Annotated in this window: 10 protein-coding genes; 6 read left to right on the top strand and 4 right to left on the bottom strand. The window is 39.3% G+C overall.

What is annotated here, in order from left to right; genetic code table 11:
- Nucleotides 1–8 precede the first annotated feature (8 nt).
- Together EYY60_RS16280 and EYY60_RS16285 are read left to right on the top strand one after the other, a co-directional pair.
- On the top strand, nt 9–1,400 hold the full coding sequence (locus EYY60_RS16280) for a RagB/SusD family nutrient uptake outer membrane protein (RefSeq protein WP_132990366.1): 1,392 nt from the start codon (nt 9–11) through the stop codon (nt 1,398–1,400).
- Nucleotides 1,387–4,005, top strand: coding sequence for a S9 family peptidase (locus EYY60_RS16285; protein WP_132990367.1), 2,619 nt, complete (start codon nt 1,387–1,389; stop codon nt 4,003–4,005). The genes EYY60_RS16280 and EYY60_RS16285 overlap by 14 nt, the downstream gene beginning before the upstream one ends.
- Before the next feature lie 61 nt (nt 4,006–4,066).
- Here the strand turns inward: EYY60_RS16285 and EYY60_RS16290 are convergent, their stop codons facing one another.
- From EYY60_RS16290 to EYY60_RS16300, 3 genes are all read right to left on the bottom strand, one after another.
- A complete protein-coding gene (locus tag EYY60_RS16290; protein WP_132990368.1) occupies nt 4,067–4,327 on the bottom strand; it encodes a DUF6520 family protein in 261 nt (86 codons plus the stop codon).
- 63 nt (nt 4,328–4,390) lie between these two features.
- Nucleotides 4,391–5,926, bottom strand: coding sequence for a MauE/DoxX family redox-associated membrane protein (locus EYY60_RS16295; RefSeq protein ID WP_132990369.1), 1,536 nt, complete (start codon nt 5,924–5,926; stop codon nt 4,391–4,393).
- Between the two features lie 185 nt (nt 5,927–6,111).
- Complete coding sequence (locus tag EYY60_RS16300) at nt 6,112–6,402, bottom strand: hypothetical protein (protein WP_132990370.1); 291 nt, start codon at nt 6,400–6,402, stop codon at nt 6,112–6,114.
- A gap of 308 nt (nt 6,403–6,710) precedes the next feature.
- Between EYY60_RS16300 and EYY60_RS16305 the strand changes: the two genes are divergently transcribed.
- The 4 genes from EYY60_RS16305 (at nt 6,711) to EYY60_RS16320 (ending at nt 11,810) form a co-directional block, all read left to right on the top strand.
- On the top strand, nt 6,711–7,100 hold the full coding sequence (locus EYY60_RS16305) for a plasmid mobilization protein (protein ID WP_317128870.1): 390 nt from the start codon (nt 6,711–6,713) through the stop codon (nt 7,098–7,100).
- Nucleotides 7,088–8,398: a relaxase/mobilization nuclease domain-containing protein gene (locus tag EYY60_RS16310; RefSeq protein WP_132990372.1), complete on the top strand. Its 1,311-nt coding sequence runs from the start codon at nt 7,088–7,090 to the stop codon at nt 8,396–8,398. Before EYY60_RS16305 ends, EYY60_RS16310 begins: the two co-directional genes overlap by 13 nt.
- Nucleotides 8,399–8,415: 17 nt before the next feature.
- The gene (gene mobC / locus EYY60_RS16315; protein ID WP_132990373.1) at nt 8,416–10,392 is read left to right on the top strand and encodes a conjugal transfer protein MobC; all 1,977 of its coding nucleotides are present in this window, start codon (nt 8,416–8,418) and stop codon (nt 10,390–10,392) included.
- Between the two features lie 122 nt (nt 10,393–10,514).
- Nucleotides 10,515–11,810 (top strand): competence protein CoiA, encoded by a 1,296-nt coding sequence (locus EYY60_RS16320; RefSeq protein ID WP_132990374.1) that lies wholly within the window; start codon nt 10,515–10,517, stop codon nt 11,808–11,810.
- Nucleotides 11,811–12,162: 352 nt separating this feature from the next.
- Here the strand turns inward: EYY60_RS16320 and EYY60_RS16325 are convergent, their stop codons facing one another.
- The gene (locus EYY60_RS16325) at nt 12,163–16,431 is read right to left on the bottom strand and encodes an NACHT domain-containing protein (RefSeq protein ID WP_132990375.1); all 4,269 of its coding nucleotides are present in this window, start codon (nt 16,429–16,431) and stop codon (nt 12,163–12,165) included.
- Nucleotides 16,432–16,437 lie beyond the last annotated feature (6 nt).

Here is a 16,437-nt window from a genome sequence, read left to right on the forward strand (position 1 = left end):
CTTTCCACATGAAAACATTCTATTTTAAGATATACCTGTTCGCCCTTCCAATTGCCTCGTTAATGCTTTTGCATGCCTGTGCTGATTTTACTGAGGTAGATCTTCCTTCTTCCCAGTTGACATCAGCAGCCGTATTTGAAGAGAAAGCAACAGCCAATGCTGCAATGGTAGATATTTACTCTAAAATCAGGGATAGCGGATTGCTCACAGGATCCCCATCGGGAATTTGCTCCCAGTTGGGTTTATATGCAGACGAGTTTCAATTTTATGGTATTTCAGGAACGACAGAAGCAAACTTTTACAACAATACGCTTTTAGCCGCAGATCCTTCAATGGCAGAATTATGGAACAGCAGCTACAGTCAGATTTATTCTGCTAATGCCGTACTGGAAGGCGTGGCAAAAGCTTCAGCCCTGCCATTAGAGGACAAGCAGCAGTTAACAGGTGAGGCACTGTTTGTTCGGGCACTGATACATTTTTATCTGGTCAACAGCTTTGGTCCAATCCCTTATGTAGCCACAACTGATTACAAAAGAAACGGTGCCGTGAGCAGAATGCCCGAAACGGAAGTATATAATCTTATTAAAAGTGATTTAGAACAGTCCATTACTTTGTTGCCTGCGCAGTATAACGGAAACTACAGAGTTCGCCCAAATAAGGGCGCTGCCCAGGCACTGCTTGCCAGAGTCTGTCTATACACTGGGCAGTGGGAAGAGGCGTCCAATGCGGCATCGGCGGTATTAAATCAAACGGATTTATATGTTTGGCCAGTTTCTCTGAATTCGGAATTTAAAAAAGAAAGCACTGCAACCATATGGCAGCTCATGTCTTCGCTGGAAGGAAAAAATACCGATCAGGGTAACGCATTTATTTTTGTTCAGGGACCTCCGCCTTCTGTAGCCTTAACAGATGATTTGGTCAATGCCTTTACTGCGGGAGATCTCCGAAAAGACAATTGGCTGAAAGCCGTCACCACTGGTGCAACAACCTGGTATCATCCCTTTAAGTACAAAGAAAAATCCAATACCCCCACTTCAATGGAATATGCAATTGTCCTCCGCATGGCCGAGCAGTACCTTATCAGAGCGGAAGCACGCGCGCACAGCGGAGATCTTATAGGAGCCAAGGAAGATTTGAATAAAATCAGGAATCTTGCAGGTCTTGGAAACACTGCTGCAATAACAGCAGAGCAAATACTTGATGCTGTACAGGTAGAACGTCGCTTGGAATTTTTTACCGAGTACGGGCATCGTTTTTTCGATCTTAAAAGGACTGGCAAATTAGACCAGATTCTGACAGCTGCCAAATCACAATGGCAGACAACAGATCGATTGTTGCCGTTGCCGCAATCTGAATTAGTTTTAAACCCCAATCTACGTCCTCAAAATGCAGGCTATTAATTTAAAATATTATCGTTTTTTTACCAGGGCAGCCTGCTTTATTTTTGTTTTAGTAACCTGTCCCTTTATTTGGGGACAGGCTGAACAAAAACGAATGCTTTCTGCAAAGGAATATCATTTGTGGAGCCAGCTTCTGCCCGAAAAAATATCCAGTGATGGCAATTGGGTAAGCTACAGTCTAAAATATGAATATAGTGGTGCAGATACACTAATAGCTCAGCAGACCAAAGGGAACACAAAATATGTTTTTCCTAAAGGATGGGAAGGGAAATTCAATGGGGAATCAGAATTTGCCTGTATTGCCAATGATACATTAGTGGTTCAGAATCTCAAAACAGATAAAAATTATAAAAGGCCTGATGCTTTTAGTTTTGAATTTTCGGCAAATAATAAATTTATAGCAATTTTTTTAAAGCAGAATGACAACAAATTCACTCTTGAGATTAGAAACCAGAAAGGCAATCTCGTTGAGCAAACTGCCGGCATAACTTCATATTGTTTTGATTCTTTAAAAAATGGCGTTGTCTACAGTACAGCAAACGATAATCTTTATGGTATTGAAATGATTTTCTTTAAAAATTCGGTCGAAAAAAAAATTGTTGCTTCCAATCATAAAGCGCCATTTCAAAATGTGATCTGGAAAGGAAATGCAATAGCTTTTATTGAAAATAATGCGCAGGAGCCTGTACTTTATTCTTATAGCATTACACAGGACAAACTAAGTGCTTTGGAATCAAAAAATGCTATAGGTTTTCCCTCTAACATGCGAATTTCTAATGTTAAAAACAAGATTCCAATATATTCAAAAGATAATACGAAGCTATTTTTTTGGATGAAAGAGCCTTCTGCTAAAACTGAAAATATCGATTCCTCGACGGTGGAAATCTGGAATTCGAAAGACAAACTTTTATATGATTTCAAAAAGTTCCTGCCTTATTACAAATGGGCTGATAAACTGGCAGTATGGGATATAAAAGAGAACAAGGTGCTGCAGATAGCAGATAAGGATTTACCGAGCGCATTTCTTAGTGCTGATCATAAGCATGCTTTTATTTTTGATCCTGCCGCTTATGAACCGCAAAGCCAGCAGCATGGCGCTTACGATTTATATATTGTGAATCTGCAGAGCGGTAACCGCGAGCTTATTTTGAAGCGCTATACTTTTAGTGAGAAACCACTGGGTTCTCCAGACGGGAAATATTTATGTTATGTCAAAGACGGCAATTGGTGGATTTACGACCTTGATAAAAAGCGTCATACCTGTATTACTTTGGGAATGCCAAACTCCTTTTTTGAAGAAGACAGCAATGTTCCTGGCGAACCTGAGCCGTACGGAATTGCCGGATGGACACCATGTGGAGAAATAATCCTGTATGACAGATTTGATCTTTGGAAAATTTCACTGGATGGAAAAGAAAAAAAGAGGCTCACTAAAGGAAGGGAAATACAAAAAACTTTTCGTATCAAAAACTTTAATGAAGAACTTCTGTATGGCTTTTCAGAAACTGCACCGCTGTCTGTTGATCTTAAAGAAGGACTGTTTTTGACGGTAATAAATAAGGAAACCAGAGAGTCTGGCTTCAGCACCTGGAATCTTAAATCAGGAGTTAAAGAACTTGTCTGGGAAAAAAAGAAAATATCGGAGGTTAACAAAGCCGGGAAAAAGAATCTTTATATGTATGAAGATCAGGATTTTGCTAGTCCTCCTAGAATTATGATCTGGGACGGCAGTGCGAAAGAAATAATGCAGAGCAATCCCCAGCAGCACCAATTTTACTGGAGCAAAAATGAACGTATTGACTATACTGTAAAGGGGATAAAAACAAAAGGAATTTTATTTTATCCAGCAAATTACAAGGCAGGTTTAAAATATCCGATGGTCGTGCGAATTTATGAACGGCAGTTTTCCAGTTTCAATGATTATGCAAATCCTTCCATGCTGGAAGGTGATGGTTTTAGCGTAACTAATTTTACCAATCAGGGGTATTTTGTGTTGTATCCCGATATTAATTATGAGTTTGGCAACCTAAGAGAATCTGTTACCAACAGCGTGCTTGCTGCGGTTGATGCAGCTGTTGCGAAAGGCGATATAGATCCAGGCAAAATCGGACTTATTGGACATTCCTTCGGAGCATATGAGGTCGATCTTATAATTACACAGACTGATCGTTTTGCGGCCGCGGTTGCAGGCTCGGCGTGGACTGATTTAGTAAGTGCCTATCTATATATTGGACCGTCATTTTACAGGCCTGATTTTTTTCGGACTGAAAATCATCAGCTTCGAATTGGAAAATCATTATATGAAGATATGCCAAGTTACCTGAAAAATTCTCCCGTACTCCTCGCTGATGCAGTTAAAACTCCGTTATTAGCTTGGACAGGAAAAGAAGACCGGCATGTTAATGCCTCTCAGACAATGGAATTTTATCTGGCTTTGCGACGGGCTAACAAGGAGCATACATTACTTATTTATCCGGGCGAAGAGCATACTATAGATAAAAAAGAAAATGCACTTGATCTGAATTTGCGTGTAATGCAGTGGTTTAATTATTACCTGAAAAATGGTGAGAAAAAAGATTGGATGCAATCTGATTTTAACCGTTAGGATTGGCCAGTGATACTAAAAATGCCGTCGCTTTTTATTGGCGACGGCACATTTCAACAATTTAATTTACTGTACTTCTTTTCAGAGGTGTCACACAGCTTGCATCATAAAGCTGATCGCCATTTGACGCTTTACAATTGAAGTTTCCATTTTCATTGCAAATCTGCACTTGTGTACAGCTCTCTGGATTTGCAATATGTCTGTAGCCCAATTGAGCTGCAGATTTTGAACTTCCGTTCAATGCTGAAGTGCCTGCTGCACTTGTCAATCCCACTACAGCTACTGCGAGTGGCAAAACGATTTTTAAAACATTTGATTTCATAATAAAAGTAATTTATATGGTTAATGATCTACTCTTTTTTACAGGTTTTCGATCAGATTCCTGCTACTTGGCCAATAGATTTTCTGGACTGGTTTTATTGTAATGGGATGTAATTTTTGAATCCATTGCATATTGAATAATATGCGTTCCAATGAGTACGTATAGCTTATTATTTACTACAGTGAAATAGTTCATCTTTTTTCCATTGAGATCGTTAATGCAAAAACTCAATACATAACTTTTTTTGCTTAGATCATAAAGATCAATGATGCTGGAATCCTTCCACATTCGATCCTCTTCAAAACGCCCGGGGATAGCGGAATGGACAAAGAGTAAATTCTTAAAAACGGCACTGTTTTTATTGACAAACAATGGCGGTTTGGAAAATTGCCTTTGATGATGGTTTTTATCTTCTGTAATCTGTAATTGTGCCTTTGAAATGGTATCAATCGTATTGCCTCTGTACGCAATTTTTAAACGGTTGTCCGCAAGGGTAAATTCATTGCGATAAGCATAGAGATAAATTATTTTTTCCATTGCTTTGCTGTATAATAGCATCCCGTCAGTATCAAAAACACCATCCGTCTGTTTTTGCAGTATGTCGGGGTTTAAAATAGTTTGTCCGTTACTTTGCAATTGGATAACAGCAAGTACATTATCACCAGTGATTTTACTATTGGATACGGCAGCAATTGCATTGGAATCAATAGCCTTGGCTGTTGTAAAATATTCCCCATTTTGATGGGTCAATTTGGCTTTCCAATCCTTTGCCTTTCCCCTAAAAATGCAAGGGACTGTCCCGTCCACAACAAAAAAATACGGAGGTTCAACCATGACTTTAACTCCTCGAAACGGAAGTTCTTTATGATCTAAGTCAATCATTTTTTTCTGCGTCTGCAAAAGTTTAGAGTCAAAGGTGGTGATCACCAGTGGAGCAGTGCTGTTTCCCAAATAGACATTAGTGCTGTCAGCACCGGCAAAATAAAAAGAATTCAGCTTTAAATCCGTAATTGCGGTTTGATGAATCGGTGCCTGGGGAAATCTTCGGGTCAGTTTATTGTGATAATGAACCAAATTTTCAGAAAGCAGAAATAAGGAAGTCACAATTGCTATGCTGCAAAAAGTAATAATGAAAAAAATCCCAAACAAAGATTTTCGCTTTAGTCTTTTATTTTTGTTTATAGAAGTCTGGAAATAAAATAGAATTGCCATTACAGCCAAACCTACAAAAACGAGGTTGAAAATAAGATGGTCGCCCCACTTTAATTTTTCTAGCACACCACCACAAGAACAAGGCACGAAAGAGGTATAATGAAGAATAATAAAAATATAAACGCTGAACATCAACATTAATCCATAGGCCGAAAAAAGTCCAATAAGTCTGAGTTTGGGAATAACGAGCAGCAAACAGATAAGGTATTCAATTACGGGGACTAAAATAGAAAACCAATCCGCAAATGCACTTAGCAGAGGCGACTGCCCAAGCTCTATTTTGAAATGCTGAAAATCTAACAGCTTGCTTGTAGAAGCATATACAAACAATAGCACATATAGAAGGCTTACTGCTTCAACTATGATATTTTTCCATTTTAGATTCATAATATCAAACTATTTAATTCAGCTTACTTTGATTGCAGATTCAAAGCAAATTTAGAGAGCTGATTTTACTAGACACTTATCCAAATCAAGCCAAAGTTTTTCCAAATCAGGCATTTTTTCATACAAAAAATGCTTAACAGATAATCAGTATCCATTAAGCATTCAATTTATGGTTCCATACTTTTTTAAACTTTTGGGGCATTGCTGAGTGCAGCGAGCTTTTCTTTGAGTTCCACCAATCCTGCTTTTTGAAGACATTCCGCAGAAATGTTTTTGAGGTCGGATAAAGCGTCATCGGAAATGCTTCCCATCAGATTGGAGTCATCTTTTTCCAGCAGCAGTCCCTGATCAATAAAATGACTGAGCAGCAGTACATTTTTGCGTGAAATTTTCAAATCAATCTTCACAGTTTCATTCATGCCAGGACTGCTTAATACAGTATCCAAAACTTTGGCAACATCATTTTTTGTAATCATAATTTCAGCATAATTAAATTAATAAAATAGTTGAGGTAAAGATAGAAACTGCTGTGCTGATAGTCATGGACATAATATAACCATGATGGGCTGCATCGAAATGAGTTCTTTAATTTAGCATAAGAATTAAAAAAACATTGAAAACAGATCTGAAAAATGTTTGAATATCTGAAAGATTGCCACGTTCCTGCAATCGGCAAGATGTCCGTTTGTTAAACAACCGAATCTTGCTGCCCTTTACTCGGAACTCGTGGGCAGTGAAATTTCAAGTTTAAAAATGTGTGAAGAAATAATGAAAAAGCTAAATGATGGAAAAAGAAACTTCAAAAAGAACACGGATTGTGGGACTCCGTTTTACCCCTGAAGAGTATCAGAAAATAGAACGGAAATGGAAAGCCAGCACATGCAGAAAACTCAGTGATTACATCCGTATGCATTTATTCAATAAGCCCATTACAGTGAAGTATCGAAGCGAGTCTCTTGATGAATTTATGGCTGAGGTTATAAAGCTGAAAAGCGAACTTAACGCCCTTGGAAATAACTTCAATCAGTCCGTAAAAAAACTGCATACCCTGCGGCATATTCCGGAGTTTAAATCATGGATTTTGAACTCGGACTTTGAACGGAAAATGCTTTTTGACAAGGTAGAAGAAATTAAAATCCACTTCCAGGAAATCACTGAAAAATGGTTGCTGTAATCAAAACAGGATCTTCTGTGCATAATATCTTTAACTACAATGAAAATAAAGTTAAAGAGGGAATTGCAGAGTGTATTGGAGAGGGGAATTATCCTCTGGAAGCTGCAAAATTAACTGGTGCGATGAAGCTTAACAGGCTTCTGAAACAGAATGAACTTAATGAAAATGTAAAGCGGAACAGCGTGCATATTTCATTGAATTTTGATCCTTCCGAATCCGCATTATCAAATGAAAAGATGCTTAAAATAGCAGAGCATTACATGCAGAAAATAGGTTTTGGCAGTCAGCCTTATCTGGTATACAGACATTATGATGCGGGACACCCGCACATGCATCTGATGTCCATAAAAGTGAGAGAAGACGGAAGCAGGATTGATATGCAGAACATAGGAAGAAATCAGTCAGAAGCTGCACGCAGAGAGATAGAAAAAACTTTTGGTCTGGTCCAGGCACAGTTAAAGAAAAAGAGCATCGATAAGTTTATTAAACCTATAGTGCTTTCAAAGATTAAATATGGGAAGACAGAATCAAAAAGAGCAGTTCAGTCGGTTCTTGATCATGTGCTCTCGATTTATAAATATAAAAGCCTCTCCGAACTGAATGCAGTTCTGGGGCTGTATAATGTTAGGGCAGACAGGGGAGAGGAAAATTCCAGGATATTTAAGACGAATGGTTTGTTGTACAGGACACTGGACGAAAATGGAAGACCGATAGGAGTTCCGCTCAAAGCAAGTGAGTTTTATAATAAACCGACGTTAAAATTTCTGCAGGATAAGTTTCAGGAAAATAATAAGACTTTATACCAAAAGAAGAGAATTACTAATGCTGTTGACCTTATACTTTTAGGCAGAAACGTTTCACTTTCTGATTTGGAATTGAAGCTGAGAAAGGAAGGAATAGACATGGTTTTTAGAAAAAGTGAGTTGGGACAGCTTTATGGGATTACTTATGTGGATCACCTTTCAAAATGTGTTTTAAACGGGAGTGATTTGGGAAAACAATACAGTGCCAAACAGATAGAAGAACGCTGCGGTTTGTCTTTTGAAAAGGGAGTACAAAATAGAGTTCCCATTTTATCTGAAACATCTAAATCTAACGAAGGCTTTCAAACCGAAACCGATAAAGAAGCTTTTTTCAAAGACCTGCAGCAGGATTTGAAATCCCTTGATTTCAAATCCGCTGTTCAAAAAATAATAGAGGTGCTGACAAGAATAGAAAATGATAGTTTTTATGTTCCAAATCAGCTTAAAAAAGCATCAAAAAAGAAAAGAGTAAGAAGACGTTTTAATAATTTATAAATCTAAAGAAAATGGCTATGCAGACAGGAGAGAATGAACAGGCGCTGAGAAAAATACTGGATATGACAAGGTTGATCAGCATCATTATTTTAGGATTGCATTTTTATTATTTTTTTTATGAAGCTTTTCGGGAATGGAAGCTTGTAAGTGGATTTTCCGACAGATTACTGGATGGCATTTTCCGGACCGGACTGCTGGGTAGCTTTCATAAATCAAAGCTTTTTTCATTGTTTTTGTTGGCTATTTCTCTTATTGGAGCCAAAGGAAGGAAAGATGAAAAACTCAATTACAGCACAGCCCTTATTTATATGGGAATAGGCCTGCTGTTGTATTTTTTAAGCATCGGCTCGCTTTATCTATTTTTGGATGATATTGGAAAGACATTACTGTACTTCATCCTCACATCAGCTGGCTGGCTTCTGATATTGTCAGGAGGAACCCTATTCTCGCGCATCATCATAAAGAGACTGAATCAAAAAGATATTTTTAATAGGGAAAATGAAACTTTTCCCCAGGAAGAACGGCTTTTGGAAAATGAATTTTCCATCAATCTTCCAGCAAAATATTACTTGAAAAATAAACAGCGCAGCAGCTGGATAAATATTATAAATCCCTTCAGGGCACTGATGGTTCTCGGCACACCGGGATCTGGAAAATCGTATTTCGTTATCCGTCACGTTATAACCCAGCATATAAAAAAAGGCTTCAGCATGTTTGTGTATGATTTCAAATACGATGACCTTTCAAAAATTGTCTACAATACATTTGAAAACAACAAAAAAGCCTATAAAGTATTGCCTAAATGCTACTTCATAAATTTCGATAACATCATGCACCGGTGCAATCCGCTGGACCCGCAGAGCATGGAAGATATAACGGACGCCTCTGAATCGGCAAGGACTATTCTGATGGGGCTCAACAGGGAGTGGATCAAAAGGCAGGGGGACTTTTTCGTAGAGTCGCCGATCAATTTTCTGTCGGCCGTTATCTGGTATCTGAGAAAGTACAATGATGGTGAATTCTGTACGCTGCCTCACGTAATTGAGCTCATGCAGATGGACTACGATGATCTTTTTACGCTGCTTCGGACAGAGAAAGAAATCGAGGTCCTGATAAACCCTTTTATTAATGCGTACCTTAACCAGGCGACTGACCAGCTTGAGGGACAAATTGCTACTGCAAAAATTGCCATGGCAAGACTTTCTTCTCCCCAGCTATACTATGTTTTGTCAGGAAATGATTTCACTTTGGATATCAACAATCCCGAAGATCCAAAAATAGTCTGCATGGGAAACAACCCGCAGAAAATACAGATTTACGGAGCTGTATTATCTTTGTATGTCAACAGGCTAGTGAAGCTGGTAAACAAAAAAGGGAAAATGAAATCCAGCCTGATTTTTGACGAATTTCCGACGATATATCTTAATAATATGGACAGCCTGATTGCCACTGCAAGAAGCAATAAGGTGGCAACGTGTCTTGGGATCCAGGACTTCAGCCAGCTCCGTAAGGACTATGGGCGGGAGCAGGCGGATGTTATTATGAATATTGTGGGAAATATTATCAGCGGACAGGTTACAGGAGACACTTCCAAACAATTGTCCGAGCGCTTTGGCAAAATTCTTCAGGACCGTGAAAGCCTGTCGATCAATAGTTCAGACACGTCGATAAGCCGCTCAAAACAATTGGAATCCGCAGTGCCTCCATCGAAAATCTCATCGCTGAGTTCTGGTGAATTTGTAGGTATGGTTGCCGACGATCCAGATTGCAAAATTGAGTTCAAAACTTTTCACAATGAAATTATAAACGACCATGAAGCGCTCCGAAAAGAGATGGATAATTACAAGGAAATACCTCCTGTTCGAAAACTGGACAATGCAATGATCCAGCGTAATTACCTTCAGATTAAGCAGGATGTTCAGGATATCTGCCATTCTGAAATGGAACGCCTAGTGAACGATCCAGCTCTAACTTATTTGATATTGAAAAAATAGCTGAAGAATCAAACTAATAAACAAAATAATCTCATGTAAGCTCAGGTAAAAATCTGATGACGCCTCGAAGAGGACTGATCGTCTTGGAATGTCGCATTTTTTATTAGCAAAAATCGGTATATTTGAACATAGTACTATGCGATTATATAATACAAATAAATTTAGCTATCATTATTCCAATTATGCAGCACGCTATAGACATTGAGGGAAAAAAAATTAGCCCCGCTTATTCAGGCCAAAATGCTGTTTGCGGTTTCTGCGGAGAGAAAGTGCGCGGAAAATGCGGCAAAATTTATATCTGGCATTGGCAGCATGTCCATAACGCAGATTGCGACTTATGGAAGGAGGGTGAGACTGACTGGCATCGGCAGTGGAAAAACAAATTTCCTTTCGAGTGGCAGGAAATGGTTTTGGAAAAAAATGGCGAAAAACACATCGCAGACATTTTTACGGCAGAAGGGATCGTAATTGAATTTCAAAATTCCGCGATTTCTGCATCGACAATTGCCGAGCGGGAAAGGTTTTATGAAAAAATGATTTGGGTTATAAACGCGCAGGCGTTTAAAAATAATCTGATCACCGAAAACATATCAGAGCAGCTGCTGGAGGAAATCGAACGCCGCTATTTCAAGCAGCGAAATTTGTTAAGTAAACACAACTCCATTGAACTGCAGAATATCAAGAAAAAACAGAACGTTTTAACCTCTGAAATCCAGTCAAGGGAAGATATATTAGGGGGGTTGGAATCTTTGACTGCTCTTTTTAGCAGGTACAATAAAAATGCAGAAACATTTGCAGATCAGATTATAATTACATGGCAGAGTGAAAACTTATTTGTTGATCCATCTCTGATACAGTTTATCAGTGGCGATGCAGTTCCTACTAAAAAGATATTTTTTAGGCTGCTGGGTGACCTGAAACGCAATAAGCACTTTTTGGGTACAGCTAAAGAAAACAGTGCAGAAATTGAGCAGCTTTATAAGGAACGTAATGAGATTCTGATTGAACTTGAAAATCTGAAACCAGCCCTGAAGGAAGAATTGAAATCCGTTGCCGCAAAGTATTTAAATCTGGAAGAGGAAATTGTCCAGCTCAAAAGAGAAATTTCTTTTTTGCAATGGGAGAACACTGAAAATGGTAAGGAATTAGAAGAGTTAAAAATCTCAATCGACAATTATATCAAAACAAATTTGAAAAAGCTGGAAGCTGATTATGAAGAAGAAAAAAACAAAATTCTTAAAGACAAAGACCAACTTACCTTGTCTTGGAAACACGAAAGGAAAAGCTGGAGTTCAGCTGCAGCACCGATTTTTTTTGACATCGGGGATGGTGATTTGATCTATAGATGTCAAGACAATAAAGCCCGCATAATAAAGGTTTGTGATTTTATAAGCAAATATCACCCTTCTGAAAGATAGTCTTGCCGATAATAATAAATCAATAAAGGCCCATAAGGTTCTTATTGCTTTCTCAACGGAATCTGCCTGATTCAGGGCTGTGTTTTGTAGACAGCCATTTGTTAATGCCAGCCCTTTCCATCCTGTACGGCAGCTATAAAGAAAAGGCGAACTATTCAGTTCACCTCTTTTTTATGAAATTTTTTCCGTGATTTTCTCTTTGCACAGGTTTATGCAGTGTTGATTTTTTTAAATTAATGCCTTATTGTAAGTAATCAAGCTTAAAATCTGTCCGAATGTTCTTAAAACTGCCTTAAGTTTTTATGGTGAATTTTGAAAGCGGCACGATTCATTGTAAAGATGCTGTGAAGCATTAATCAAAAAATAAAATTCTGTTCTGGTCAATTATCTTTAACACCTGTGAAATCTGGTAGGGCTTTGATTTATGGCTGTAATGTACATCCTTGATTTCATTCCTAAGCCTGTTCAGATGAAACAAATCAATGTTTTGTTCCTTCAGCGACTGTACATTTATGCCGTCCAGGAGTTCCAGTGCCTTTATGCAGGTTTTTTCATCATTGGCTTTGCAGATATTGACAATAGTCTCCAGAGATATTCTTAAAGGGGAATAATGGTCGCCAAAAAGATCTCCTGCAGCGGGCGATGAAAGGCAGAGTTCAAAAACTGCAGCCAGCATTTCCAGTGCCTCGGGATTGCTGAAATTCTGCCATTCGTCTTTATGGAAAGCAAATTCCCCTTTTGCATTCCGGTCGGTCTGGTCTTTTAAAAGTTCATAATATCTGGTAAAGCCAAACTTGTAGTTCAGTCTGATCAGCTTTCTTATCAGTTCTTTTTCCGTAAAGATATCCTGTGCCAGAAGACGTGAATAGTTTTCGATAAGAAAATCGCGGGCAGTATCATCATGCCCCGTCTTTTTTAGGATTGATATGATGCAGTCGTACAGAGAGCGATTGGTTTCCCTTTTGTTCTCCACATTATATTCCAAAAATTCTTTCAGGGTATCCAGATCGCCGCTGAAATAATCCTCAAGGATCTCCCTTGCATAATAGTAGTGGTCGTTGTCAAGAAAACTATAGATCTTTGATTTTAAACCTAGTGAGGATACATCAATTTCAATACCGTTCAGCTGGCAGTATTTCAAGTGCTGGCAGAAGTTTGATGCTGAAAGCACTGCATTTGAAAGGTTGTGCAGGATGCGGTCATGGACTTTTTCGATTGGAACAATTCCATCCAGAAAGCCGGTCTGGATGCCTTTTTCATGGGAATGGATCCAGAGCATATCCAACAGGAGTTCTTCGTCCAGATGAAAACGGAAAAACTTTTGAAATTTATGAATGGCTTCAAAGACAGCGTAATCGTGGCTGTACCTGTAATTGTTATCTGCAGTTCCCTTGATCAGATGCTTCGAGTAATATTCTTTGGTTGAAGGCGTATTTTCTGTACACCAATTTTTGATGTACAGCTTTTGATTCTCTGAAATTTCGATTTTGTTGTTTTTTTTCTCTTCTGGAAGGCTGTTTAGTATATCCTGCATAAGGTTTGGTCTAGCCTTCTGTATTTCTCTGTTTACGCCGGCCTTGCTTAGTTTTGCCTTTCCGGAGTAATTGTCTCTCAGGATTTCATACAAAAGCTGTTTGGCATTGCCGGTGACTTTTTTCTGCAGTTCAAAATCCTTATAGTAGCGGTGGTAGAACTTGTCAATATCCTTATAATTTAATGCTGTTTTGCCCATATACTCATAGAGAATGAAAATCTGCCTTTCAATTTCTGCATTGTCAAAAAGAATATTAAAATCTCTTTGGTCTTTTGTGCGCCAGTATTCACTATTTTCATTAAGCTGTTCGTGGGTGCATTTGTCTTTGAAGATATACTCGCTGCGCGACTCTATATAATCTTCAAGTTTCTTGCTCAGATCGAAATCCCTGTGGCTGAGCACATTTCTGAACTGATGCAGGAATTCCTCATTCACGGATCCTGAGCGGTATTTTTGAAGCACTTTTTCAAAATCATCCTCGCTGATTACTTCAGCCAGGAAATGCCTGTCGCCGGAGTTTCCATCCACAGAGTCGAGCACCAGATCAAATAATGGGGTCTGGATGCCGCACGATTCAGCTGTTTCAAGAAGCAGATCATCATCATAACGATTTGACGGGTTGTGTATTACCGCATTTGAAATGATCTTGATCAGATCTGAGTTGAACTGCTTGTTGGATTTGAAAAAGGAATTGGCATATGGCCAAAACTCTTTTTCCAGACTGTCCTTGAACTGGTGGCTGTTGAGTTTCTCAATTGAGAAGGCATAGATTTTAACCAGTACCGGACCGTTGTCTATTCTGGCGAACAGGCTCAGGATAGTGTCCTTGGTTGAAACAAGGGATCGATATTTAGCTTTTGAATTCCATGGTTTGGTGCCGATGGCCTTGTCAAGTATTTCCAGAAAATAGTCGATGTTCTCAACCGCAGATGCGGCAGGAGCACTGGAGATTATCGAATATACGATTTCCTTTTCATCCCTGTTTTTAAGCATTGTTATGATCTGGCTGAAAAAAACGGGATCCTCATTAATTTTCAGGCTTTTGGTAAGCATTATGGCATCCTGCACCAGATAGACATAATCGTCTTCCGCGGAATCGTTCTCTTTTATGATTGCTGTGACCAGTGCTTTTATCGGTTCAAGATAAGAGGAGGAAATGCTCATGTTTGACAAAAGCTTTAAGGCGGACATTCTGGCTCTTCTGTGGATGGCTGTGTCTGCCGCCTGGCGCATTAGATATTCTATGTTGGCATCGCATTGGCTGAATAATGCTGTGCTTTTAAGATCCGCAATCCAGAGGTTGTCCTCAACGCAGTTCTTGACGAAATAGTCTTCGAGCGCCCTGCTTTTTGTTTTATCGGCAATGCGGTCTGAATCGGCATTGAAAAGAAGTTCGAAATCATTATCAAGCAGCCATCCGATCAGCGCATCGTAAAGGCTTTCATCCGTTATAAGGTTCAATAGGAACGTTACCACGTTGTGCCAGGTAGGATGAACCTTGTCAGTAGCCGCGTCAATTTTTATTATTTGTATGATTTCTTCAAAGCCGAGTTCCGAGAGAATGCTGGCTACAAAATATTCCTGGATGTTTTTAAGCACAAAACTCCAGCTTCCTGTCATGTTTTCTTCTAAAAAGGAGTTTTTGGCAAGCCCTATCTCATCAATCTTCGCTACCCGTTTAATTTCTGCAGCGGTTAGGAATGGCTTCTGCATCGCTTCCAGCGCAAAAGCGCTTTTCTGGGTGCAGCTTATGATGCGTTCACGGTCAAAGCTGATGTCGTTTTGAAATTTATCAGCCTTGTCTTGATCCAGCCGTGAATTGACAAATTCCCTTATCAGCATCGCTTTGCTGGTAAGGATCTTTTTATGGGTCTTGTAATAGATGCCGATCAGATCCAGATAAAAAGGATTTTCGAGGATTTCCCTGTTTTTGTAGATGTCGAATGTATTGTGCTCCCGAAGATCCAGCCCGTATTTTGCTGCAAGGAAACCAAGGGCGCTGGAAATGCCTACTTCGTTTAGAAAGTAGATGTCAAGGCCTTTGATGTCCTTGATGTATTTCCTGTAGATATTGGTTCTGCAGCTTATGATGAATTGGATGCTTCCATTTTCAGATGATTCATCGTTCTGGACAATAAATTCCCTAAGCTTGCTGCTGAAGTCAATGATACTTTCGATTTCATCAACGCCATCGAAAATGACTGCCAGCTTTGGGATGCGCCTGAAATCCGACGGCAGAAAATCTTCAATCCTGCACAGCGTCGTAAAATTCTTTAATGATCTGAATACCGGAATTATACCCGTGTCCTCCCGCGTACTCCAAAGACGGGCTGCCAGCTGACGGAGTTCCGACGTTTTTCCGTAGCCGGGATTGCCCAGCAGAATTATTCCTTTTTTATTTTCCTGGACCTCGGAAAGCAGCGTTTTGCTGTTGGAAGAAGCGCCGTAATAGTCGTATTGCTTCTGCTGGTTTTTCCTTAAGGTTCTTTCGATATGAAAAGGGGCTGTCTCAATGCCCTGAATATACTGCTGTTTGTCGGATTCATCTAGTACGATCTTCTGCAGATTTCTGCTTGAGAAGATGTATTTGTCAAATTGATTTAGGATTTCTTCTCTTACGGCTTCCGAGAGAACTGGCGGCTCTTCGTCATATGCCTTGCTGTAGATTTCAGGATAAAGGGAAAAATATTTCTCCACATCTGTTTCCGGAGTTAAAAATGCGACACGGAAATGCCTGTTGGCAAGGTTTTCCAAAAAAGGATTGTTTTTGGTTTCCTCAAAAATATTGGTAAAATCTTTTCTCGGCGAGATGAAAAGCGCCAGATCGATCTTTTCATGAGCTGATGCAAGCTGGGGCAGTTTGATCATTGCGTCGGTGTAATTCAGTTCCGTTGTATAGTCCTTGCATTCGCTGTATATCAATCTGCTTATATATTTCTCATTCACGATTTCAACTGCATTGTCGTAGCCGTTCTGCGTGCCTGATAATTGGATCCTTTTGCGGACAACCGTAAATTTTAGTTCCTTGAAGATCTTGTCAAGGAACTCCAGTGCAAGGATTTCTAAATCTCCTCCTTTTTTTGACATGGAAAA

Source organism: Flavobacterium zhairuonense (genome assembly GCF_004352915.1).
GTDB classification, from domain to species: Bacteria; Bacteroidota; Bacteroidia; order Flavobacteriales; family Flavobacteriaceae; genus Flavobacterium; species Flavobacterium zhairuonense.

Bases quoted from the DNA above. Each gene is read 5' to 3' on its own strand.
- EYY60_RS16280 (WP_132990366.1), top strand. From the start codon at position 9: ATGAAAACATTCTATTTTAAGATATACCTGTTCGCCCTTCCAATTGCC.
- EYY60_RS16285 (WP_132990367.1), top strand. From the start codon at position 1,387: ATGCAGGCTATTAATTTAAAATATTATCGTTTTTTTACCAGGGCAGCC.
- EYY60_RS16290 (WP_132990368.1), bottom strand. From the start codon at position 4,327: ATGAAATCAAATGTTTTAAAAATCGTTTTGCCACTCGCAGTAGCTGTA.
- EYY60_RS16295 (WP_132990369.1), bottom strand. From the start codon at position 5,926: ATGAATCTAAAATGGAAAAATATCATAGTTGAAGCAGTAAGCCTTCTA.
- EYY60_RS16300 (WP_132990370.1), bottom strand. From the start codon at position 6,402: ATGATTACAAAAAATGATGTTGCCAAAGTTTTGGATACTGTATTAAGC.
- EYY60_RS16305 (WP_317128870.1), top strand. From the start codon at position 6,711: ATGGAAAAAGAAACTTCAAAAAGAACACGGATTGTGGGACTCCGTTTT.
- EYY60_RS16310 (WP_132990372.1), top strand. From the start codon at position 7,088: ATGGTTGCTGTAATCAAAACAGGATCTTCTGTGCATAATATCTTTAAC.
- mobC (WP_132990373.1), top strand. From the start codon at position 8,416: ATGCAGACAGGAGAGAATGAACAGGCGCTGAGAAAAATACTGGATATG.
- EYY60_RS16325 (WP_132990375.1), bottom strand. From the start codon at position 16,431: ATGTCAAAAAAAGGAGGAGATTTAGAAATCCTTGCACTGGAGTTCCTT.